The organism is Bdellovibrio sp. HCB290, assembly GCF_047305925.1.
Classification (GTDB): Bacteria; Bdellovibrionota; Bdellovibrionia; order Bdellovibrionales; family Bdellovibrionaceae; genus Bdellovibrio.
Genome location: NZ_CP178620.1, coordinates 329,152 through 351,085 on the forward strand (window position 1 = coordinate 329,152; position 21,934 = coordinate 351,085).

At 47.1% G+C, this 21,934-nt stretch carries 20 protein-coding genes; 5 read left to right on the plus strand and 15 right to left on the minus strand.

The features are described from left to right. Position 1: 1 nt before the first annotated feature. The 5 genes from ACLVWU_RS01705 to ACLVWU_RS01725 are packed head-to-tail and all read right to left on the minus strand — an operon-like array spanning position 2 to position 6,237. Entirely contained in the window at positions 2 to 796 is a 795-nt protein-coding gene (locus ACLVWU_RS01705) for a hypothetical protein (protein WP_413576739.1), read from the minus strand. 38 nt (positions 797 to 834) lie between these two features. Further along, entirely contained in the window at positions 835 to 4,050 is a 3,216-nt protein-coding gene (locus ACLVWU_RS01710; RefSeq protein ID WP_413576740.1) for a DNA polymerase III subunit alpha, read from the minus strand. Continuing rightward, on the minus strand, positions 4,047 to 5,369 hold the full coding sequence (locus ACLVWU_RS01715; protein WP_413576741.1) for a hypothetical protein: 1,323 nt from the start codon (positions 5,367 to 5,369) through the stop codon (positions 4,047 to 4,049). Before ACLVWU_RS01715 ends, ACLVWU_RS01710 begins: the two co-directional genes overlap by 4 nt. Next, complete coding sequence (locus ACLVWU_RS01720) at positions 5,317 to 5,973, minus strand: recA protein (RefSeq protein ID WP_413576742.1); 657 nt, start codon at positions 5,971 to 5,973, stop codon at positions 5,317 to 5,319. Before ACLVWU_RS01720 ends, ACLVWU_RS01715 begins: the two co-directional genes overlap by 53 nt. Positions 5,974 to 6,000: 27 nt before the next feature. After that, positions 6,001 to 6,237 carry a hypothetical protein gene (locus ACLVWU_RS01725; protein WP_413576743.1) on the minus strand — a complete coding sequence of 79 codons (237 nt, stop codon included), beginning with the start codon at positions 6,235 to 6,237 and terminating at the stop codon, positions 6,001 to 6,003. Between ACLVWU_RS01725 and ACLVWU_RS01730 the strand changes: the two genes are divergently transcribed. After that, on the plus strand, positions 6,229 to 7,362 hold the full coding sequence (locus ACLVWU_RS01730; RefSeq protein WP_413576744.1) for a hypothetical protein: 1,134 nt from the start codon (positions 6,229 to 6,231) through the stop codon (positions 7,360 to 7,362). The genes ACLVWU_RS01725 and ACLVWU_RS01730 overlap by 9 nt on opposite strands. 13 nt (positions 7,363 to 7,375) lie before the next feature. On the opposite strand, the gene ACLVWU_RS01735 is transcribed toward ACLVWU_RS01730, so the two are convergent. The 5 genes from ACLVWU_RS01735 to ACLVWU_RS01755 form a co-directional block, all read right to left on the minus strand. Further along, positions 7,376 to 7,876 (minus strand): methylated-DNA--[protein]-cysteine S-methyltransferase, encoded by a 501-nt coding sequence (locus ACLVWU_RS01735; RefSeq protein ID WP_413576745.1) that lies wholly within the window; start codon positions 7,874 to 7,876, stop codon positions 7,376 to 7,378. Positions 7,877 to 7,934: 58 nt separating this feature from the next. Continuing rightward, a complete protein-coding gene (locus ACLVWU_RS01740; RefSeq protein WP_413576746.1) occupies positions 7,935 to 8,375 on the minus strand; it encodes a hypothetical protein in 441 nt (146 codons plus the stop codon). Positions 8,376 to 8,466: 91 nt separating this feature from the next. Then, on the minus strand, positions 8,467 to 9,447 hold the full coding sequence (locus ACLVWU_RS01745) for a hypothetical protein (protein ID WP_413576747.1): 981 nt from the start codon (positions 9,445 to 9,447) through the stop codon (positions 8,467 to 8,469). Between the two features lie 52 nt (positions 9,448 to 9,499). Beyond that, positions 9,500 to 10,279, minus strand: a complete 780-nt coding sequence (locus ACLVWU_RS01750; RefSeq protein WP_413576748.1) for a hypothetical protein — start codon at positions 10,277 to 10,279, stop codon at positions 9,500 to 9,502. 60 nt (positions 10,280 to 10,339) lie between these two features. Continuing rightward, entirely contained in the window at positions 10,340 to 13,177 is a 2,838-nt protein-coding gene (locus ACLVWU_RS01755; RefSeq protein WP_413576749.1) for a pyruvate dehydrogenase, read from the minus strand. Positions 13,178 to 13,638: 461 nt separating this feature from the next. Here ACLVWU_RS01755 and ACLVWU_RS01760 point away from each other — a divergent pair, with 461 nt between their 5' ends. After that, on the plus strand, positions 13,639 to 14,445 hold the full coding sequence (locus tag ACLVWU_RS01760) for a TIGR02147 family protein (protein WP_413576750.1): 807 nt from the start codon (positions 13,639 to 13,641) through the stop codon (positions 14,443 to 14,445). Here the strand turns inward: ACLVWU_RS01760 and ACLVWU_RS01765 are convergent. The 5 genes from ACLVWU_RS01765 to ACLVWU_RS01785 form a co-directional block, all read right to left on the minus strand. Further along, a complete protein-coding gene (locus ACLVWU_RS01765) occupies positions 14,442 to 15,413 on the minus strand; it encodes a hypothetical protein (protein ID WP_413576751.1) in 972 nt (323 codons plus the stop codon). The two genes, ACLVWU_RS01760 and ACLVWU_RS01765, sit on opposite strands and share 4 nt — an antisense overlap. Then, complete coding sequence (locus tag ACLVWU_RS01770; RefSeq protein ID WP_413576752.1) at positions 15,410 to 15,775, minus strand: hypothetical protein; 366 nt, start codon at positions 15,773 to 15,775, stop codon at positions 15,410 to 15,412. Before ACLVWU_RS01770 ends, ACLVWU_RS01765 begins: the two co-directional genes overlap by 4 nt. A gap of 21 nt (positions 15,776 to 15,796) precedes the next feature. Beyond that, on the minus strand, positions 15,797 to 17,023 hold the full coding sequence (locus ACLVWU_RS01775) for a hypothetical protein (RefSeq protein WP_413576753.1): 1,227 nt from the start codon (positions 17,021 to 17,023) through the stop codon (positions 15,797 to 15,799). A gap of 63 nt (positions 17,024 to 17,086) precedes the next feature. Then, positions 17,087 to 18,322 carry a hypothetical protein gene (locus ACLVWU_RS01780; protein ID WP_413576755.1) on the minus strand — a complete coding sequence of 412 codons (1,236 nt, stop codon included), beginning with the start codon at positions 18,320 to 18,322 and terminating at the stop codon, positions 17,087 to 17,089. A 69-nt stretch (positions 18,323 to 18,391) separates the two neighbouring features. Then, the gene (locus ACLVWU_RS01785; protein ID WP_413576756.1) at positions 18,392 to 19,387 is read right to left on the minus strand and encodes a cell envelope integrity protein TolA; all 996 of its coding nucleotides are present in this window, start codon (positions 19,385 to 19,387) and stop codon (positions 18,392 to 18,394) included. A 133-nt stretch (positions 19,388 to 19,520) separates the two neighbouring features. Between ACLVWU_RS01785 and ACLVWU_RS01790 the strand changes: the two genes are divergently transcribed. From ACLVWU_RS01790 to ACLVWU_RS01800, 3 genes are all read left to right on the plus strand, one after another. Then, a complete protein-coding gene (locus tag ACLVWU_RS01790; RefSeq protein WP_413576757.1) occupies positions 19,521 to 20,246 on the plus strand; it encodes a Stp1/IreP family PP2C-type Ser/Thr phosphatase in 726 nt (241 codons plus the stop codon). Between the two features lie 23 nt (positions 20,247 to 20,269). Next, a complete protein-coding gene (locus ACLVWU_RS01795; protein WP_413576758.1) occupies positions 20,270 to 21,274 on the plus strand; it encodes a M23 family metallopeptidase in 1,005 nt (334 codons plus the stop codon). 61 nt (positions 21,275 to 21,335) lie between these two features. Next, entirely contained in the window at positions 21,336 to 21,932 is a 597-nt protein-coding gene (locus tag ACLVWU_RS01800; protein ID WP_413576759.1) for a hypothetical protein, read from the plus strand. Positions 21,933 to 21,934 lie beyond the last annotated feature (2 nt).

Here is a 21,934-nt window from a genome sequence, read left to right on the forward strand (position 1 = left end):
TTCAACTCTTATATGCTTCAATTTTCATTTCAATGGAATAGTCCTTAGAGGCCTCTTTTAGCGGGGCCAGCATCCAGTTCCATTCTTTCAGTTTTTGATAGCCTGCAAAGTTCACCGGATAATGGCCGGTGTAGATCACTTCGCCATTTTTATCGCGGTATATGACTTCCCGGTCTGAATAGATCAGTTTAGTACCGGTACAGGCTTTTAGATTCTTTAAATGAGTTTCTGCGAACTGAGTGCAGATAACGTCTTTTTCAGAAAGCTCAAGGTTGCGCTTGATTTTCTTTTCAACGGCATCAAGGGGCAACAAAGCCAATTGTGAAAGCAAGTTCGCAGAGACGATCAAATCAGCTTCAAAATGAAAGAGCTGTTCGCCAGCTAGCTTTTTTGCCAGATTATTGAGATCTTCCAGACTGTTCAAATCCTGAAGCTTGTCCAGCGCCGTCGTCAGATCCAGGGTCACAAGCTTTAAGCGGGAATATCTTTTAGACTGCAGGTGATGCTTCAGTGGATGAATCACATCCACCAAGGTCACTTGGTCGAAGTTATCCATCAGCAGATGCAGTGGGATTTCGTGCAGGTGAGCACTGCCCATGACAACCACGCTTTTTCTTTGTGGCAGTGATCTTGCTGTTTCCAGGAATACGTCCTGGCAGTTTTTCAGATGCGGCAGCCAGCTTTTCTTTTGGCGTTGATAACGATGGCGCAGGGATATGGAGGAATATAAAAATCCATACTTGCGCGCCAGCGGTGTCGTCGGTGTTAAAAGAAATTCCAGGGACTCTAAAAGCATCCTTCGAACCTAGCTTGAAATTGAGGGGATGTCCAGAGCTAGCCCAGTGGCAGAACGTTGATGGCGCGGATGTTGGTGATGCTGCCTACTTTTTCCACCTCTCCCTGAATTTCCAATAAAGATCTCCCATAGATGACTTCGCGGTCTTTTTGATAGACGTCGGGATGAATGACTATGTTCATAAATCCGAATTCATCTTCGAGGGTGATAAAACACATGCCTTTGGCGGTCGGTGGGCGCTGCGTGACGGAAACAAGTCCTGCGACCCGCACTTTGCGCTTGTGACTGATTTTTTCAAGATCAGCAGAGGTCGCATAGGGCACGTAGCGCTGCTCGATCAGTGAGTGATTCTTGGCCGTTAAATACGAACGCAAAACTGACAGAGGGTGCGAGTCCACGGAGAAACCTTTGCTGTCGTATTCGCGACGCATGCGATCCCAGTTGGATTCAAAGGGCAGGCTTTCGTTATTCTCATCGTCGTCCTCAAAAGAACCTTGAGTCAGAATTTCTTTCGGCTGTCCCCATAGAAAGCTGTTTTGATCCAGGCTTAAGGCCTCGATATGCCAGATCAGTTCCCGCGCGCTTTGCTGAAAGCACTCCATGGCGCCTGCGGCGGCAAGTTTCACCAAAATACTGCGGGGCAGGCGGGTGCGATGGATAAAATCTTTAAGATCCTTATAGGCGCCATTCAGTTTTCGTTCATCTTCGATCGTGCGGGCCAGTTCCTCAGGGAAGCCATACATGGATCTTAAGCCCACGCGCAGTTTGTGAATTCTTGCTCCTGACGGTGTGTAAGTGTTCACGGCGCAGGGCTCTTCCAAAGTATAATCATAGTCCGAGTGCTGAATGGAAAGAGGCAAAACCTCGACGCCATTTCTTTGGGCTTCAGAAATCAAAGTTCGGGGTGCATAAAATCCCATGGGCTGACTGTTTAAAAGACCGCACACAAAAACATCAGGATGATTGCACTTCAAAAAACAGCTGGCATAGGTCAGCAGCGCAAAGCTTGCCGCATGACTTTCGGGAAAGCCATAGTTCGCAAAGCCTTCAATAGTCGAGTAAATCTGTTCAGCGTACTCCTGGGAAATGCCGTGATTTTTAAACCCCAAAAGAATGCGATCACGAATGGCATTCATCGTGGTTTTTTTGCGCCAGGCGGACGACATGATGCGACGAAGTTCATCGGCTTCGCCTGGTGAAAATCCGGCGGCGACGATCACGATCTTCATTACTTGCTCCTGAAAAATAGGAACGCCATGGGTGCGCATCAGAATCGGCCGTAAATCAGGGTGAGCATAAGAAACAGCTTCAAGTCCCTGACGACGGCGCAGGTATGGATGAACCATGCCTCCTTGTAAAGGACCGGGTCTGACCAATGCGACTTCTACCACCAGATCATAAAAATTCCGTGGCATCATGCGGGGCAGGGTCTGCATTTGCGCGCGGGATTCGATTTGAAAAACTCCGACCGTATCCGCCCGGCAGATCATATCGTAGGTGGGTCTATCGTCAGAGGGGAGTGTCGCAAGATTGAAGTTGATGCCCTTGTGACTTTTTAAAAGATCAAAACATTTTCTTAAACATGTCAGCATCCCTAAGCTTAAAACATCGATCTTCATCAGTTTCAAAACAGCGACGTCATCTTTATTCCATTGAATGACGTAGCGACCATTCATGGTGGCTTTTTCAACAGGCACCATTTCAGTGATAGGATCCTGGGTGATCAAAAAGCCACCTGTGTGAATCCCTAAGTGGCGGGGGAAGCCGTGCAACTGTCCGGCCATTTTTAAAAACAGCATCCACATCTCGGGGCTTTCCACTCCGAAGCGTTTGTGGATTGTGGGGTCCTCAACCAGGCGGCGCATGCCATCGCGGCCCATGAACTTCACCATCTCATTGATTTTAGCCAAAGAAATACCAAAGGCCTTGGCGGTTTCCCGAATCGCCATGCGCGAGCGATAGCGCACCACTGTGCATACCATGGCCGCATGACGTTCATTGTATTTTTCGTAAATGTACTGAATTACTTCCTCGCGGCGGCTGTGTTCAAAGTCGATATCGATATCCGGTGGTTCACGACGTTCGCGGGAAATAAAGCGTTCAAACAATACATCGATCTCTTTGGGATTCACCGAGGTCAGGCCAATGCAATAACAGACGATCGAGTTCGCTGCCGAACCACGTCCTTGATAAAGAATTTCTTTCTTATCAGCGAAATCGCAAATTTCACGTAATGTAAGAAAGTAGTCCTCGTACTCAAGCTCTTTGATCATTTCCAGTTCATGTTCAATGGTTTTCAGAACTTTGGGGGAGGCGCCATCAGGGAATCTTCGCTTGATTCCTTCTTCAACCAAGTAGCGTAAATATTCTGTCGGAGTCTTACCAAACGGAAGGCTGGAGCGCGGATAGCGGTAGCGAATTTCATCCAGAGTGAAGTTCACACGTGCCGCGATTTCCACAGTTTTTTCCACAAGGTCGACGCGATCGGCCCATCTGGAGCTGATTTCCGGGAGTGATCTGAGTGAACGTTCAGCATTTTGAATCAATTTGTCGCGCGCTTCCTCTAAAGTGGTGTGATGAAGAACACAAGTCACAACATCAAACAAAGGTTTTCGTTCGCGCGAATGCATGAACGGACGTTGCGTGACGAACAATTGAGCGCCACATTTTTGCTCAAGTTCCATTGCCTGCTTGTAAAATTCCTGCGATTCCCAGGTCAGATCCCGCCACACAGGAATGTAAAGACGGTCCTTAAAAATCTTTTCTAAACTGTCATAGCGTTTTTCATCAATGGGCGGCAAAGCTAAGCAAAGCAAATCCTGATTGTACTTTTCGATCTGATCCAGGCGCAGGGATGAAAAGCCTTTGGCGGCCTGGCGCTTACCTAAAGTCAAAAGTTCACACAAGTGGGTGTAGCCGTTTTTGTTCATGGGAATCAGAGTGATGGTGCTTTCGTCCGTCAAAGTCAGTTCGGAGCCCACAATATAACGGAAACCTTCTTTGGCCTTGGAAGAGGCCGTGAACATGGAAGGTGTGTTGGCGGTCAGAAATCCCCGGGCCACGCCGTAAAGACCGTTAAGATCGCACATCGCGATGCCATCATAGCCATGGTGAATCGCGGCTTCGACCATTTCCTCTGGCGAAGAGGCTCCGCGCAGAAATGAAAAGTTACTGCGCCCCAAAAGTTCTACGAACCCTTTGGCCGTGCGAACGAGCTGGTTTTGTGACTGACGAATTTGAACAGATTTATTCAATCAAAATATCCATGAAGGTAATATTGTGAGCTTACCTTGTCTTGAAAAATCCAAATCAACTGTCCCTGTTGAGAAAGAGCAAAATAATAATCACGGTGTTTTAATTCCTGCGAGGAGATCTGCCACCACGAAGACTCAATTCTTTCGCTGGGCATAGAGGAAATAAAACGCAATCTTTGAACTTCGCTAGCGTGCAGAGCCTGAGGTTTTTCCAAAAGCAATGACGGACGGGGGCTTTCTTTCAAACCTTTGGCGTAAACGGTCTTCACCTGAAGAGCATTGTCCTGTCTTTCGACCGTGTCCTCGGATTTGAAATCCTCGGGCCATTCGGTGACCAGCTGAAAACTTTTTTCCGGAAAGTGACTGGCTTCGACCTGCAAGAAGCCCATTTCGCAGTTGGCTTGCTTGGCAAAGCTGATCAGACGACGCCAGCGGTCCTCGGAGTTGTCGCGGGGCTCGAAAAAATCCAGTTGTTGAATTTTCTCGGGGACGTCATAAACGGTCACTTCGAATTCACGGATGGGATTGCTCAGCTCTGTTTTTTCCATCTTCTTATAAAGAAGATCCTCGAACAATTCCTGATCGCGACTGGCGCTGATTGGTTCAATCGCCAGCAAGTAACGTTTGTCGGAATACTCGCAGTGCAGGATCACTTCCATTTTGTGCGCATATCGGGAGAGGCCATTCAGGCGCGCAAACAAAGGGTCGAGCACAGGTTTGATCCGGTTAAACAACAAAGGCACGGCCCCTAAGGGATCATCCAGGTAGCCATACCCCACAAGAGGGTCGCGAGGCACAAGAGGTGAAATGACCTGAGAGTCCTGAGAATGCAAACGATTCCAAAGTAAAACACCGAAATCCCCCCACCGCTCGCGCAGTGAAACCAGACGGAAATTATAAACTTCTTCCAACGTGCACACGCCCAAAGTGCGTGCGAATGAAATCACATGTTCAATCAAGCGCTTTTGTGTCCAAGGGTCCAAGCCCTCGAGATCCTTTAGCGCATCAAGGCCGAGACCTGAAAACTCACGATGTTCAGCACCACGAGGAGCCACAGTGAAAGGCTTCCATTTCGCCAGCATTTGCGCGACAGGTGCCGTGTCGGCAATGGCAGCACTCGCATCTGAACTGAATTTCCGGGCAATCTCGATCGCTTTTTGTAAAACTCCATGTTCGCCCCCTAGAAGGTGAGAGGTGGATTCAATATCGATAAAAATAAAATGCGGAAAACGAAACTGAACGCGCGGACTTAGCAGTAAGAAGGCCTCAGCTGAGGAGCTTTCTTGCTGTGTTTTTAAATTGATGCACAAAGTTCGCATAAACCATACTCCCTGCGACAGTAAACGGTGTGGGACGGTGAAGAGCCCGTTGAATCGTGATGAAATCCCTTTGGAACTGAATGATCAGACTGAAAAGAGGATTTACGAACTTACTCACCTTGTGACAGACAAAAATCAAAGCAACCTTATGGAAGCGGCAAAGTTTTTTAAGCTTTTGCAGCTGGTGATTCTTGAAGAACATTTCTTTCAATTCACACCCGATCACTTCGAACAAAGAGCTTGTCACCAGCTCTTGCAAAACCCAGAAAAGTTGTTCGGCTTCTTTGGGTTCCTTTACGACCAACAATTTTTTTAAGTTGATCTTGCGACTCATCAGATGTGCGGGCAGCAGTTGCGTTCCGCCGTTCACCCAGGCAACCCACTTGTTATCCTCGTGGGCTTTTTGGGTCATGCTCACCCATAAAGAGGTGGCACCGGTTCCGGGGCTTCCCTGAAAGAGACTAAGATCTCCTTTGGGAATTCCCTTCCATAAAAGGAAGTCATCCAGGGTGCTCACACCGGTGGGCACCCCGGGAGGAGGTTGCAGTTGATCTGCAGAAACAAACTGAATGTCAGACAAAGCGGGAAGGGCGACGGCACTCACAAGTAACCTCCATTTACATATTAGTTACTATGTAAATAATGTGTAAGTCAAAGCCAGAATATTCAAACTGGACCAGGTACGGACACACTTTCTCCATCGGCTGCGGCGCAGCCGTAATGGAGGAAGTGTGTCCGTACCTTTTCCCGTGATTTCAGTGGGTTGAGCAATGCGCGGCGTGCTGTTTGTTTGGTTTTCAGTTGCTGGGGAAATGTGAAAATCATTGATATCTGGCAAAGCAAATAGGATGTTTCGCCCATGAAACATACTGCGCTTGTTTTGCTGACTCTTTTGTTTTGTGGACTTACACATGCTGCTTGGGATTTGAATGACGTTTCGTACGTGATGCCTTTGCAAAAGCAAGTCGACGGGCAAGTGAACACACTTCCTCTAAAAGGTCTGATTCCAGAAACTATTTTCGAGCGCATTTCTCCAATCGCCATGGACATGGATCCACGCGACAACGCTCGTGCCATGCGAGTCGTGGCGATGCGAATTGATCCCTGTTTTCCACTGCCGACTCCGATGGCCTGCCAAAAACAAATGCGCCTGGTATGGCAGCCACTGTTAGAGTGGGAAGAAGATGGATCCATCGACGCCATCGATGCTGCACTTCACTCGTTCTATGTTTTAACGGATGCCGAGTTCGATGCTTTATTGATAGAGCTGCAAATTTGGAAAACAAAAACCGGAGTTGAAACCCGTGGCTTGCCACTGGGGCCACACCCTGCGTGGAATTCCGGTCGCGGAGTGGCGGCACTGAAAGATCTGAATCGCATTATCTTAAAATACGCCGGTGAAAAAAATCTTTCACGAGTGACAGCGATGTTCCTGCGCGGTGGCGGCGCCATGTGGCTCTTTGGCGCTTTCGAATTTAAGAATGGTGAACTGGTGACAATGACACTGCCTCGTCTTGGAAAAAACACAGCGCAGTCTTTTGTAAATGTGGTGACTTCCGGTGAAGTGTTTTCTGGCGGCGGAATTGCCGGCGCACGCGCCAACGGTGAAGACACAATCACGAACATTGTGGTTGAATCGCAAAGACTTCGTAAAGGCAGCGAGGATTTGATTCGTGCAGAATTAAAATCGGCCTACCGAATTGAAAATCCAAAAGACTTCAATCCTGAAAACATGGACTGCGTCAGCTGTCACGTGGCTCAAACTGCGCGGCTGTGGGTGGATCGCAAGCGTCCTGATATCGCAACTCAGGATATTTCCAGTCAGTTTGGTTATAAGAATGCGGCCTACAATATGGCCAATGTGAGTGAAGAGCCGTGGCACACGCAGCAGCTGCGTGCGCTGGGATATCATAACAAGAAAATTTCAATTTCTCAGAGAGCGATCAACGAATCTGCAGAAGTTGCAGATGCCATCAATCGCTATCTGAAATAATGGTACCATTCTGCTAAAGTTCGAATACGCCTTCAGTAACCAAAAGATGCTTTTTGGTGTCAGCGCCCCAACGATATTTGAAACCGTTTGAAACTTTGCCGACCACACGGTGGCACGGGATCCAATAGCAAATCGGATTTTGACCAATCGCTGTTCCCACAGCACGTACTGCTGAAGGTTTTTTGATTTTTTTAGCGATGTCAGTGTAAGTCGTCGTTTCGCCGTAAGGAATATTCAAAAGCTCCAACCAAACTTTAACCTGGAACTCAGTGCCTTGAAGTTTGATTTTGTGTTTTGTCTTCCAGAAATTTCCTTTAGTCCATTTTGCAGGAGTAAATTTTCCGACTTTGAAGTTGTAGTGAGTTTCAAAGAATTTAGCCAGATCACCTTCGACCTGTTTTTTTCCCGCGCCGTAGCCGCCCAAGAAAATCAATTCTTTGCCTTCAAAAGCTGCAAGCCAGTCGCCGCAATCCGAAGGAACGTTATAAATGAAAAATTCCAAATCTGCTGCCATGTCATACCTCGTTTTTCACGGGCAGACATAGCGCAGATCAGGTCAGGAGTCATGGATTTTAGCTAGGGTGATGCCCTGGTGGTGTAAGTTCTTCGTTGTAAAGCGGATCGACGTAACGAATGCCGTGGCCGCCATTTAAAATCATCAGTTCTGCGACGGTGTATTTTTCTTCTTCGTTTTTTGTGGCAACAGACAGGAGTAAATGTCCTTTACGAAGTTCCTGATCGGCTTCTTCAACCAAATCCCACTCGCCCGTGCCCAGGAATTTTTGCACCCAGCGACCCCAGGCTTCTTTCAGAGTATGTCGGGAACCATCGGCATCAACGGCATCCACGCCATAGTCACCTTCAAAGACATGTAGGTCACCTTCTAGCCAGCCCTCCTGAATAATGGCTTGGGCGGCATTTCGAGCCTGTTCCTGCGTCTTGAAAAAACCCAGAGTGCGATGCGTGGGATACTTCAGATAATCCGGGTGCGGCAGTCGTTCAATCTGAACCATTCTGAACCTCCTTGTTCAGGTTAGGTACGGACACACTTTCTCCATCAGCGCATTGGCGCGCTGATGGAGAAAGTGTGTCCGTACCTTTTAATTATTCGAACATTCCATCCATTGTGATGTTGGCGGCGTTTCTCGCAGTCATTCTTAACTGCTGATAGAAAGTCTTTTGGCATTGGCCTCTTAATAAGGCGTCCATTCCACCGATCATCGCAGTGTAAACTTCTTCCACGGTCAAAACCTGAGTTGAAGTGATCACGCCCGAACGCGGTGCCGTCGAGCGAAGCTTGCTCATGAAGTGATCGCGGGAATCACAGGACATCATGCCGATCACGTCAGCCTGGCGACTTGGATTGCCAAGTGACTGAAGCATTTTGCTGAATCCAGGGCGGTACTTTTTGTAGTAACCCGCGTAATTAACCTTGTTTGTGCCAGGGACGAATTTTGGTGGCGCGAAATCAGGTCCACCACCATTGCGGGAGTGCCCAAAATAGAAAGCGGCATCAGCATCCTGCAAAGCGCGATTGTAGAAGCTTTCCATGAAAGCAGTACGTTGCGCTTGAGTGGAGGAGTTGATGTTGTTTTCAAGGTACTCGGTTGCAGAGGCGAATTGAATTTCAACGCGCGCGCGGACCTGGCGGCCGTGAACATTTATGTCCTTAACAAAGACATAGGGATTGCTGGACATTTCCTGTCTGAAGCGGCACAGGCGGAAATTTCCCATGCAACGTCCGGTGATAAGCTCACGAAGTGCATAATAAGCACCGATGTCGATCGAAGGGCTGTAGCCGTAGTTGGTGGAACCGCTGCGCACCGGTTTTCCAGTTGTCCAGTCAAGGTAGCCCATGGCCACGCGAATATCGATCAGACCATCATTTAAAATACGACCATACCGTTGCTCGCAGATCGCACGTTTGTCGGAGGGAAGATTTGCAGGTTTGTCGTTACCAAGATTCGCAAGGTTCTTTGCGTATCCTTCGCCGTAGGCTTCAAATGAGTTTTGATAAACGTATCCACGACGTGCTTCTGCCATCATCGGCAAAAGCATGAGAATTATAATAAAGATTTTCTTCATGTAACTTTCCCCTCACTTAAAAGTCTATGAGGGGACTATCACGAAGCGCCAATTAAATGGATTTAATAATTGGTGTGGCCACGCGCTTCAGAAACGCTTCAACACTGGGCGCATACTCGCTGCGGCAATCGCGCAGTCCAGTTAGATGCTCTGCTTCCGGAAGATTCAACTTCGTCCAGTTGAGGTTGTGATGGGGCTCAAAGACTTCGTCGATGTGCTCAGGTGGAATCAGTTTGTCCTTCCAGCCGCGAATCGACAAAAGTGGAAAATTTTCGGGAAATTCTGCGAGCTGATTTTGAATATCTTTGTGAAAGTGCAGTGACCAAAAAACGCTGAGCGCCGCAGTAGCGGGCACTTTCAGTCCACTAAATAAAACCGGAAACTTGTAGTTGCGCACAAGCTTCCACACAGAAGGTAGAAATCGCGCCGTTGGTCCACTGTCACAAATCATCGCGACAGTATCGATGCACCGGCGTTTTGCCATAGCTTCAATTGCGGATGCCGAAGGATTTGAAAAGCTAAAGATAATTTTATTGCCGGGAATTTCATTTAACAGTTTTTCGATTTGCGCTGCATAGACGTGTTTAACACCTATCGTGCCATCAGCAGTGATGGGCAGGCGTTTAACCAAATCTTTTGCAGTGCCATTCAGCTGAAATGCGAAGGCATCAAATCCCAAATCATTCACGAGCTTGATATGACGAAGAAGTTCCCGTTTGGAGCCTTCGTAAAAATGGACGAAGAAAATCAATTCATTGAATTGCTTGTTTCTGGATAAATAGAACTCTCCTTCAAAGGGGAATTCCTTCTGTGCTAACTCGGTGTAGTCCATGACAGCGCCCTGATAAAAAAAGAGCTCCCGGTGGGGAGCTCGTTCAAGTGTATTCAGTTCTTAGTGTTTATGAACTGGATTTTTTGAAGGCCAAAGATCTGTCCAGTGAGCTGTACGACCTTCTGCTTGGTGAGTCTCACCCAAAGCATTTTCAGAAACGATGACTTTTTCAAGTGCTGTCTCTGCCAATACTTTACCGCACGCTTCGACAACTGCTTCAGCGTCGATGTGGTGGTAAGCGTAGATTTCAGATGGGCGACCGCACTTAGAGTGCTTAACCACGCCCAAAGCTTCCTGACGAACACCGATGATTGAACCGATGTTATCAAGCATACCGATCTCGCCGTCCGCTACAGATACGACTGGAACACGTTTACCAGCAACAGTGATCAAATCACCAGTGGATACGTCTTCAGATCTTCTTAGGAACAAGTTCGAGTTAATGCCCAAACCGTTTTTCAAGTATTCGTAATCGTTTTCGCGACCCAAGATACCACACAACAAATCCTGCGAAGTAACAGCGATCACGTTGGCGTAGATACCGCGAGCAAGCAACGCTTCAGAAGCTTTCAAGCCTTCAGTAACCATTGTACCAAGTGCGAAGATGTTCACAACGTTGTCACCTGGCTCGTAACCAGCGTAACCACGGTAGTCGATCAGGTAGTAAGCGCCTTGCAATACTTCTTCACGAAGCGTTTGCAGGATAGAAGCGTCATCCATAGCTGCTACTTCTTCTTCGTTGATACCACCAGCAACCGGGAATTCAGCGCGAGCCAGTTTTCCTTCAAGACCTTGTTTGAAGCGAGCTTGAGTTTTCAAGTACTTCAAAAGATCTTTCTGTTCCACGCCGCGAGTTACTAGGCGAAGCAATGTGCCTGTACGGCCTGCATTGTCGTTCATAACGTGACGTTTGATTGTGTCACACATGATCCAATCAAGTTCGATACAAGAGAACGGCTCCCAAGTAATTTGGTTCGGGATTTGGATGTCAGACTTCCAACCGTGCTGAGCACCTTCTGGAGAAAGAGAAACACCCGATGGAGTACCCACGCAGATGAATGAAGATTTCCAGTACAAGTTATAGAAGTACTGATCCAATGCACGTTTGATGAAGAAATCGTACACAGTCATCAATGGGATGATAGGTACGCCTACGATGTCGCGCATTTTACCAAATGCACCCACGCAAGACATAACGTTACCTTCAGCGATTTCGAAACGAAGGAAGCGGTCAGATTCTTCTTCGCCTGGAACCAAGTCAGGAAGTTTGTGGTCTTTAACGCCCAAGTCAGTTTCGTGATCGACAACCACTGGGGCACCAAAGATCTTACCGTCCATCGCTGGATTCAAGTTCGTTGAAGTACCAACGTCAGGAGCCATAGAGATGAACAACTCACCCGGAAGCTTGAATGGCTTTTCGTTAGCCGTTAATGCTTTTTGATTCGCAGACAATTTTGACTCATCCAACGGAGTATTGGAGATACGAGTCAATTTCGCTGTCAACTGACCCAGCATCCACTGTGTGTGAGGGTAGCTGGTCATTTTCGTGTTGATATCCAAAGCTTGAGGGATTTCGCCAAACTCAGTTAGCTTTTTCAGGAAGTAATCCTGGTTTTTGGCTTTCAAAGCGTATTGCGCTTTCATCTCGCCAAAGATTTTTTCAGAGCGAGCCGCCAGGAATTTGCCAGCAGCAGAGTTTGGATCAAGGCGTTGGTACAAAGTATCGCCAGTGATGCCTTGGCCTGCTTTAAGCGCGTTCACTTCTTCTTCTTGTGGAAGAGAACTGTGATTGCCCGGTTGTGCAGCGGCTTTCAAGCCCCAGCCTTTAAGAGTATGCGCGATGATGATCGTTGGACGACGAGTGGAAAGCTTGGATTGCTCCATCGCTTCTGCAAGCGCGATCATGTCGTGACCACCGAAATCGCGAAGGGCGTCGAAAAGCTCTTCATCAGAAACACTGTCCAGGAATTTCTTCATGTCCGGGTGTTCTTTAGCGATGCCTTTTTTCAAAGCTTTCATGTCTTGAACAAGAAGCAATGATTGAAGTTCGTAGTCTTCCAATTTGTTCTCAAGGAAGTTTTTGAAAGTTTCGCCGTCTTTTTTAGCGAACAAAGCTTTACGCTTGGAACCGTGACGTACTTGGATAACTTCCCAGCCGTTCGCAGCCATTGTGCGCTCAACACGGTCAGCATCTGTACCATTCATGATTTCTTTGTTCGTGATACGGTGACCATCAAGTGATTGACGGTTGTAATCCAGGATCCAAGTCAAAGAACCGATTTCGCGCTCAGCAAAATCTGGAACAGCTTCGTACATGGAGCCTTCACGGAATTCAGAGTCACCGCAAACAGCCCAGAAGTGTGCGTCTGGAACTTCATAACCGTGCTCACGAGCATAACGGTAAGCAAGCGCCATGTAGCCAGCTTCAACAGGTGGAATACCCACTGTACCAGACGGGAAGAAGTTGTGGTGATCCGGATCGTAAGCAGAGTGGTAAGATTGGAATACGAATTCAGAACCATCAGTGAACTTACGAAGACCATTCATTGCCTGGTCTGCTTGTTCCTGAGTCAGTTTCGTCATGTCACCTTTTAGCAAAAGATCCAAAAGATAGTTGTAAGAGTGATCCACTGGAGAAGCATGCGGTTTGTTCGCGATGTGGTCGAAACCAGTTTTCGCCATCAAGTGCAAAGCACCCATGATGTGCAGGGAGCTTGCGCAAGCTGCCGGGTGACCACCGATTTTTGGATCGCCTTTTTCTTTGTCAGAACGATGATTGGCTTGCCAGATCATTTGAGTTGAAAGGTAAAGTGCACGGCGTGCGATCACGTCCAAAACTTCAGGGCTTGCGCCTTTCAAGTTTTCTGACTTCGCAGTCTTGTTTTTAGAGTCAGCCACGATGGTTCTCCTTGAGTATTTACTTAATCAATTTAACGGAGCGAAACTAGCATTCCCGAGAGGGGGAGACAAGGTTTAAGGCCTTGAAAATGGGCCCTTTTTTCCTCTGCTGACGCAGTGAAGGATCGACACCGTTAGCCCCGAGTTTACACCGTGGAATCGGGCGGATCACGCTTGGTTCTCACAATGGTTCTACGTAAGTCCAATATACGAGGGTTTCAGAGGGTATTTCTGGATTTTAGGAGGGGTATTTCAGGTCCCTTAATGTAAAAGGGACCTTTGGGGGGAGTAAGTTGCGGTTTTTTGGTCACAGGCCAGGGCGATGATATTTGTAAGCAGTTTCATAAAACATTCTCCGTTTCACATGGTTATGCCTTCTTATACAGGTGGTTTGTTTTGCTCTATAAATTTGTTTGGCAAATAGTTTATGAAAGTTTTAACAAAACGGTTAATATAAAAACATGTCAGTCTCGATCTATCACTATAACGACTATAAAGAGTTCTATAACGCCTGGGTCGCAAACCAACCGCGCGAGGGTTTCGGTGAGTACCGCCGTCTTGCCCAAGCCCTGAACGTTTCGACGACGATGGTGAGTCAAGTGTTCAAAGGCGATAAGCACCTGAGTTTGGAACTGGCATCCGAGATGTGTGATTACCTTCGCTTGATTGAAGATGAAACTGAATACTTCCTGCTGTTGGTTGATTACAACCGCGCGGGGAGTTTTAAGCTGCAAAAACATTTTCTAAGACAGATCAAATCCCGCCAGGAAAAATCCAAGAAGCTTGAAACCCGAGTGAAAGCGAATGAGCTAAGCGGTGAAGCAAAGAATACGTTTTATTCCAACTGGGTGTATTCGGGTGTGCAGATGCTGGTGGATACAGGCAAATTCAACGATGCCGAAACATTGTCGCAGCATTTGAATTTACCCCGCAACCACGTGCAAAAAGTTTTGGATTTTCTTTTGGATAACAATTTGCTCGTCGAAAGCAAAGGCAAATTGAAATTGGGAATGGCGCGGACTCACGTGGGGAGTTCATCGTCGCTGGTGACTCGCCATCATATGAACTGGCGTATTCAAAGTATGACCAAGCTTCAGCAAAATCGTGATGAGGACTTTTTCTATACCGGCCCGATGGTTCTGTCGCATGAAGTGGCAAACTGGATTCGTCAGGAGCTGCCAAGTTTTGTGGAGTCCATGAATGCGAAGCTGATTCCTTCGCCTTCGGAAACCGTGCGCTGTCTGAATATTGATTTCTTTGAATACTAGTACGAGCGGAAGTCGTTCACTTTAATCCAGGCGTCCAATTCCGCGCCGGAGATCTCGCCTTTGCGCTCCCAAAGGTGCACACCTAATTCGCGAATACCATCGTAATCGTGACTGGTCAGTTCCAAATCCGGGTTTTGCCCCGGTACAACTGCAAACGCATCTTTTCTGCCAAAGATGTACGTTCGCGCGCATTGTTCACGGGCTTGTTGGTATTCTTTCGTTTTTTTAGGATCCAGCTTCATGATGGCGATAGAAGAATAGCAGTTGTCGATTTCACTTTTCAGTTTCATCAGACGAACGCCCATCAGGATTTCATGCAGAATCAGACGTCCTTTGGATTCAGCGGATTCAAAGGCATTATAAAACTTGGTGTTGATCCAGATTGCGCGAAGGTTCTGCAAAGCAAACTGTTGTACGGATTGATCCGCAAACTTCAATCCAATTTGCGAAGCTTTTAAAGCTTCCAACTCTACTGGCACCATGTACCAGGTTCTTTCATTCGCAATATGAATCATATCAGAGGCAAAACGCGGATGAGTTTCAGCCAATTTCGTGATGATCGGCAAAACGAATTGAATGTAGTTTGCTTCCTTTTGAATATTAGTCGCGTAGTCTTCAATGTTGCGACCTTGCACTCCGTTGTCGCCGCCACTTGCAGTGCCGCCGTTGGCTTTGCCGTTTGGTTTTGAAGATGGCAAACCGCGACTTGGTCCATCCTTCTTCGGTTTACCCGGGCCACCTGTTGTCGGATCAACGGATACATCGATGGGCTCCTTATCAGGAGTTTCGGCGCCGTCCGTTTGTTCGGTTTCACCCGCCGCATCTTCCGGAGATGATGGTGGTGGCAGTTCTTTTTCCTGTTTTTGTGTGGCGGAGTTCGGAGCTGACTCGCGAATAATAACTGTTTTATCCTGGCAGGCTGCCACGAAGTACATCAAGCACGACATCAGAAGTAATTTTGTTTTCACAAACTACCTCCATGTTGAGCTGTAATTTCCAGAGTGGAAAGATTGACGGCGGTTTCCTGTAGGACTCCGCTGATACGTTTGAAAAGAACCAGCTGGTTCTCGTCCATATCCACGTATCCTGAGTCGCCTTTGAAGCTTGTCGTTTTGCCGGATACAGTGATTTTAACTTCAGGATTTACAAGAGTATGAAGCATTTTAAGCTGACTGCCTTGAGTTTTTTCAGCGGTCACCACAGCACAGGAGTTTTTGCCGGTGCAGGTAACAAGTTTGAAGCCGCTGATGGAAGATTCAACGCCAGCCGCAGAGGCCAGGGCCCCTGCGAATACCAATCCTAAATTTAGAACCAGGCTAAGCGTTTTCATTCTTCGTTCTTCCAGTTGAAATTATTTATTACCGTTCAAAACTTTGACTGCGTCGCCGTTAACGAAGACTCCACCCATTGTGTTGTCCTGGAACGATTCAACTGATTGTCCATCTGTGCTCCATTTTGCCGGAGCAAGTTGTTTCAAGGAAGAAACCGGGTTGTTGAAGAAGGCCATTGCATCGATGGAAGTCGTGCTGCCATCCGCAACATTCACTGTGATTGCGCCATTGATTGCTTGTTCAATTTTAGCCATCTCGTTGTCGAATTCAGCATTGTGTCTTACGCAGAAGATGCTGCCGTTTTCAATCAAGTGGCCTTTTCTTCTAGTATCACCAGCTGGGTTCGGGCAAAGCTTGTCGCTGTATTTTTGCACCCATTTAACTGCCACCAACATGTCTGTTGCGATGGACTTGATGGATTTCAAGCCTTCTTTATCCAATACACTCAAATTCACTTTTTCAAGAATCACATCTGTTGCCTGTTGTGCCGTTACACCCTTGCCTTCGATTGCTTTTGCATAGTCAATGAAGCCATCCAAATTGTAGGAAGCATATAAAGTTACATACAGAATTTCAGCTGCTGCCTCTTGTTTAAGAACCATAAGGTCAGCAATATTCAGGCGAACAGTCGCCGCGCCATCCAGGTCACATTCGTACTTGGAGTTCTCGCCATCTTCGACGATGACACAGTTTTGTTCCAGGCGGTCATTGATTTGGGCCTGAAATACGTAAGGGTTCATTCTAAGATCCAATGTCAAATCTGGATTATGAGCGATGAATTGACGGAACTCCACCAGGGCTTTTCTGTATTCAATAAAAATATTTTGAATGCCGGATTCAGATTTAATAGGAGCTGACTTTTCCGGCGTCATTAGAAACTTTTTAATTGGGTATGCCGGCGCTTTTTTAACTTCGTTCTCATATTGGCTGATGTTGCCATACTTTTGAACAATCGGCTTTACGTTGGTTCCAACTCCGCGAAGTACCATGAAGCGTTTCAGGAACTTTTGATAAAACAGGGCCTTCATGTCATTTGGATTCTTTTCCAAAGCCATTTCAAAAGCACGGTAAGCCAGATTCAATGTATAAGGTGCAACCAGTTGTTCACCAGCTTCAGTTAGTTCTTCAGATGATTTGGTATTGTTGATCTCAACAATGACTTTTTCTTTTTGTGGCGTCTCAGAGCATGCTGAAAGTGTAGCTGCCAGGGCTGAGCACATTACGATCGTTTTAATCATGTTTTTCATACGTACATCCTTTGCTAAAAGTGTTTGATTCAGTTCAATTCGATGAACGGAAACTAAACCCTTTTAGACCTGAACCACAGATCTGTTTTGTAAATAGTTGCCAAAAGTTTTAACCAAATGGTTAACTATAATTATTTCTAAATTCGTGACGTTGACTACAAGATTGGGGCCACGAAATCCCGAATCCACCGCGAAATAAATGGTTTGCAGGGCGGAGTTGCTGTCTATTGTTTTGCCAAGAGCCGGAATTTGTGAGGACTGCACTCGTTGTTGGGACCATTCCAGTACCTGTAAAACCAGTTCTCGGATCTTAACCCAATCATTCAAATCAGCCGGAATCGCCAAGCCTTGAAGGTCAAAACTGATGTATTCATAGGATTTATACTCAGTGGTAAAGATCACACGAATAGCACCGGTTTTAGGGTCGTACTTGGAAGAGTAGGGAATTGCGCCATGAAGAATACGTGTACGGATCTTCGCCAGCATTTCCTGAGACTCGGTTGTGAAGCGTTGCAGGTTCTGGATTTTGTCTTTCACAATCACTTCGCGGTACTTTTTGATTTGATCCAGAGCTTCCGATGAAAGGCCCTGGGCTATTAAATCCAGATCCCGTTGGGTGTTTAGAGTGGCATCTGTCAAAAGCTGATAGTCATGCAGGTGGGTTTCGATTTCGTCGACGCGGAAGTAGTTTCCGTAATTCACAGAGCGGCGTCCTTCGGAGTTCATCAGTTCCAAGCGGCCCAAGCTCATTTTCCCCTGGCGCACTTTTTCGTGTTCGATAGAGTGCAGTTGTTCGTGTTGTAAAGTGGACGTGATTCCCAGTAAGTTCAATCTGAATACATGTGGGCCTACGTAGATCTTTTCGTTCAGGAAGTGTCCGAAGAATTTGTAGTTGTATAGGTACAAAGGATCCAGGATGACCGGTACCGTGGTCTCCGCCAGGGACTTCGCGGTGGAGTCGCCATGCAGGCTGCCGCGAACGCTGTAGCGGCTGTAGCTGAGTAATTGATTCTTGATTTTCAAGGGTGTTGCGATCCTGGTGAACGCAATTCCAGCGGATTTAAAGTAGCTTTCGTTCAGATCTTCGATTCTTTTGATTTCCGAAGCCACTTCCTTAGGCGCAGCAGTGCCTTCGCCTTTCAGCGACTTAACCAGCTTTTCTGTTTCTTCGGTTAAGCTGTCCAATTGGGAATAGCTTGAGCCGCACAGAAATCTGCCGCAATTTTGGCGCGCCTCTGCCGAGTTGTTCGACAACAGGAATGCGCTAATAAGGATTAGAGCCTTAAAAACCCAATTCATGATTTTAGATGGAGCAAGCGGGATGCCAGAAGGTGTCTCAGAATGAGACACCGGCAGATAGATTAAATACTAAGACTCAAGAACGAAGTCCCAACGGATTTTTACGGTGCCGTCGCCTTCGATGATGCCTTTTGGTGGATTCGGGAATGGAGCGGCCGCACGGAAGGCTTCGATTGCAGCTTCATCCAGATCGCGAACGCCAGAGTCACTCATGACCTGCACGTTTACCAAAGTTCCTTTGTCATTCAATACGATCATCAATTTTGTCACGCGGTCTTGACCCGTCGATGCAGGGGAGCGACCTTCTTGAAACATTTTGGAAAGTTTCTCGCGGACTTTGCCTTCCCAGTGCTGGGCCAGCTGCCGACGGATGCGATTGTAGTACGAGTAATACTTGAACTCGCGCGTGTTCAGCATTGTCTCAAGCCCCTGATCGACATCCTTGATGTAGTCATTGGAGCGGCTGACGTCGGAGCCCTCTTTGGTGGCTTCTTCGCCGTTGCCACGACCAAGGCCCTGGCCTGCTTCAGGTCCAGATTCTTTTTTTAGATCAGCGACTTTTTGGCGTTCCAAAGCTTCAGCAGCGTCGAAGTTTTTAAATAAATCACGTGCGATTTTTTCACGTTGCTCAGGAGTCGGTTTAGCCTCGGCCTGCGCATTAGATTTAACTTTGCCGTCGCCTTTAGGTCCGGTTTTTTGCGGAGCCTCTTTTTTCAGATTCTGGAATTCACCGTGTTCTTTGGCGATGGTCTGCTTGGTGACGGTCTGGTTCTTGACGCTCAAAAAGCGCGAGTTTACCGGTTCCTGCTCATTGAGGGACTTTTCGTTTTGTTCAACGATTTGATTTTTTGGAACCGTCGGAGCTGGTGCTTTCTTAAGTTGTTCTGCCTGTTGAGCCGCCATTAGCATTTGGGCTTCCTCAGGAGTGATCAAGTCAATGCTGACCTCTTCCTGCTTTGGAAACTTAAGCTGAAGCGCTTCGAACAAATACAATCCTCCGAACACAAGAATGTGGACGGCGATTGAAAGCAGCACATACTTTTTGAAAGACGGTGACTTCTTCATAGGACCTCACCCCTTTCTATCGGTAGTATGACACCCAAGGATTAGAAAGAGGTGAGCCAGACCCAAAGATTTCGACAGAGGTCCAGTGCAGGACTTTGACGTGGCAAAGCCTTTAGGTGAGAATATAACTTCTATGAAATTTGACTGCTGGTATTTAACAGATAAAGGCCTTCGACGTGAATCCAATCAAGACTCATGCCTCGTCAACAAAGAGTTGGGGCTGTTTGTCGTTGCCGATGGAATGGGTGGACATTCCGGCGGTGAAGTCGCTTCCAGCATGGCAGTTGAGACTGTCGAAGAAATAATGCTGCAGCCCGGGGCATCCAATCGCTCTCCGCGCGAAATGATTCAGTTGGCATACGAAGAATCTTCCCGTCGAATTTTTGATAAAGCAGCCAACGAACGTCCCGAGCTTTCGGGAATGGGAACCACAATGGTGATGGCGTACTTGCGCGGTAGTCACCTTTATGTTGGAAACGTTGGCGACTCCCGTTGTTATATGTATAAAAAGCCGCAGCTGTGGCAGATCACTGAAGATCATTCTTTGATCAACGAACAATTGCGCGCCGGCGTGATGAGCGAAGAACAAGTTCGTCAGTTCGTGGGTCGCAATGTCATCACCCGCAGCGTGGGATATGAGCGCGAAACTTTCCCGGATATTATCGAACGCGAAGTAGCACCCGGGGAAATGTTTTTACTTTGTTCCGATGGCCTTTCAGGTTTGGTGGAAGATCCAAAAATTTGCGATATTCTGAACAAGAATAAACCTGACAAAGTGGTTAAAGCCTGTGTAGAACAAGCACTGGCCAATGGTGGTGACGACAATGTCACTGTTATGTTGATTCATTTTTACGAGTAGTCGGTTAGTGGATAGGGGAATTTTTGGATAAAAAGAAAGTCACGCTATTTATAGTGAGTAACCAGACGGGCAAAACCCGTAAATTGGTGCTCTCTGCTGCTTGGCTGAAGGCTGTATCCTTTATTTCCGCGGTTGTGATTATTATTTTTGCGGCCGGCATGGTGGACTATTTTGGTTTGTTATTACAGGCCATGGAAAATAAACGTCTTAAAGCCGAGAATGCTCAGCTGACCAAGCAGTTCCAGATCGTTGAAAGTAAAGTCAGCGCGCTGGAGAACTCGTTGGAGCGTGTGAAAACCTTCACCACAAAACTTAAGTTGATCACCAACGTTGATGCTGAAGATCGTATTACGAAGCTGACCATGGGGCCAAAACCTGCTCCTAATCAGCCAGTCGAGGAGTATGAACCAATGGAATCCCGGGAAGACGGGGAGGCGTTGGCTCAACAGGATGCGACCTTTGCAAATAAGAATCCATTGAATGATCAATCGGGTGAATTGGCGAATGAAACCGCTGATAAGGATTACGCCTCACTGGTAATTCGTATCGAGAAAGCCGTTAAGGAAACACAGCTTAAAGAACAAAGTGTTATCGATCTTTGGGAGAGCTTGTCTGAACGTCAAAGTTTGCTGAATGCCACTCCGAACATGAAACCTGCCAAGGGTTGGATTACGTCGCGCTTCGGTTACAGAACTTCGCCATTCACCGGCAAGACGACACTGCATGCAGGTCTTGATATCGCAGCCGCACCAGGATCTCCGATCTACGCGCCGGCAGACGGGGTTGTTATTTTTGGCAGTTATGACGAGGGTTACGGAAAACTTGTCAGTATCGATCACGGCTTCGGTGTAACAACTCGTTATGGTCATATGTCACAGATCTATGTTCAAGTCGGACAACGTGTCAGTAAGTGGGACGTGATCGGAGCCGTGGGTAATACGGGCAGATCTACAGGTCCTCACTGTCACTACGAAGTTCGCATCAATGGAACACCCGTCGACCCAATCAACTACATCCTGGATGAATAACATAATTTAGTGTTTGGATTTATGTCCTAAAGACTTCTACAATTCTTTTGTGGAGGTTTTTATGCGCGTACTTTTTTCGATCTCTTTGCTCTTATTAATTTCGTCAGCAGCACAGGCGGCTTTGCCTCCACAATTTGCGGATTGTTTAAGTACCGACGGTAGCTCTGCGTCTATCTACGATGTAAAAGAAATCGCAAAAGTGGCAAAAGTGAACTATTGCCAAAACCAATCGGGCCTTACCAATAAATTTGATACGATTGATCTGTTGAAAACAGGCAATGTGAACGTCGGTATCTCGATTGCAAAAACAACCTACACCCGCGAAGATTTGTCAGAGTTAGCGAAGTCCGGTCCTTATGTTTTGTACGTGGACAGCAATCGTATAGCTAAGGAATACCTCGTCGAATTGGCGAAGCAGGGTGTGCAGTTGGTGGTAATGAGTGCCACAGCGGGATTGGCAAAGCAGGATCTGCTGGATTTCGCCAAAGCCCGGTCGTTTGTTTACAATGTAAACTCAAATGTTATCAAAGAAGATGTGAAGGAACTCGTGCAGGCGGGGGTCATGGTGGTGTTTCGTTCGAATGCTTCCGGACTTAGCCGCGAGCAGATCGTGGAAATCGCTAAGGTGAACCCGGACTTGGTCACGCTTTCACCTTAGCA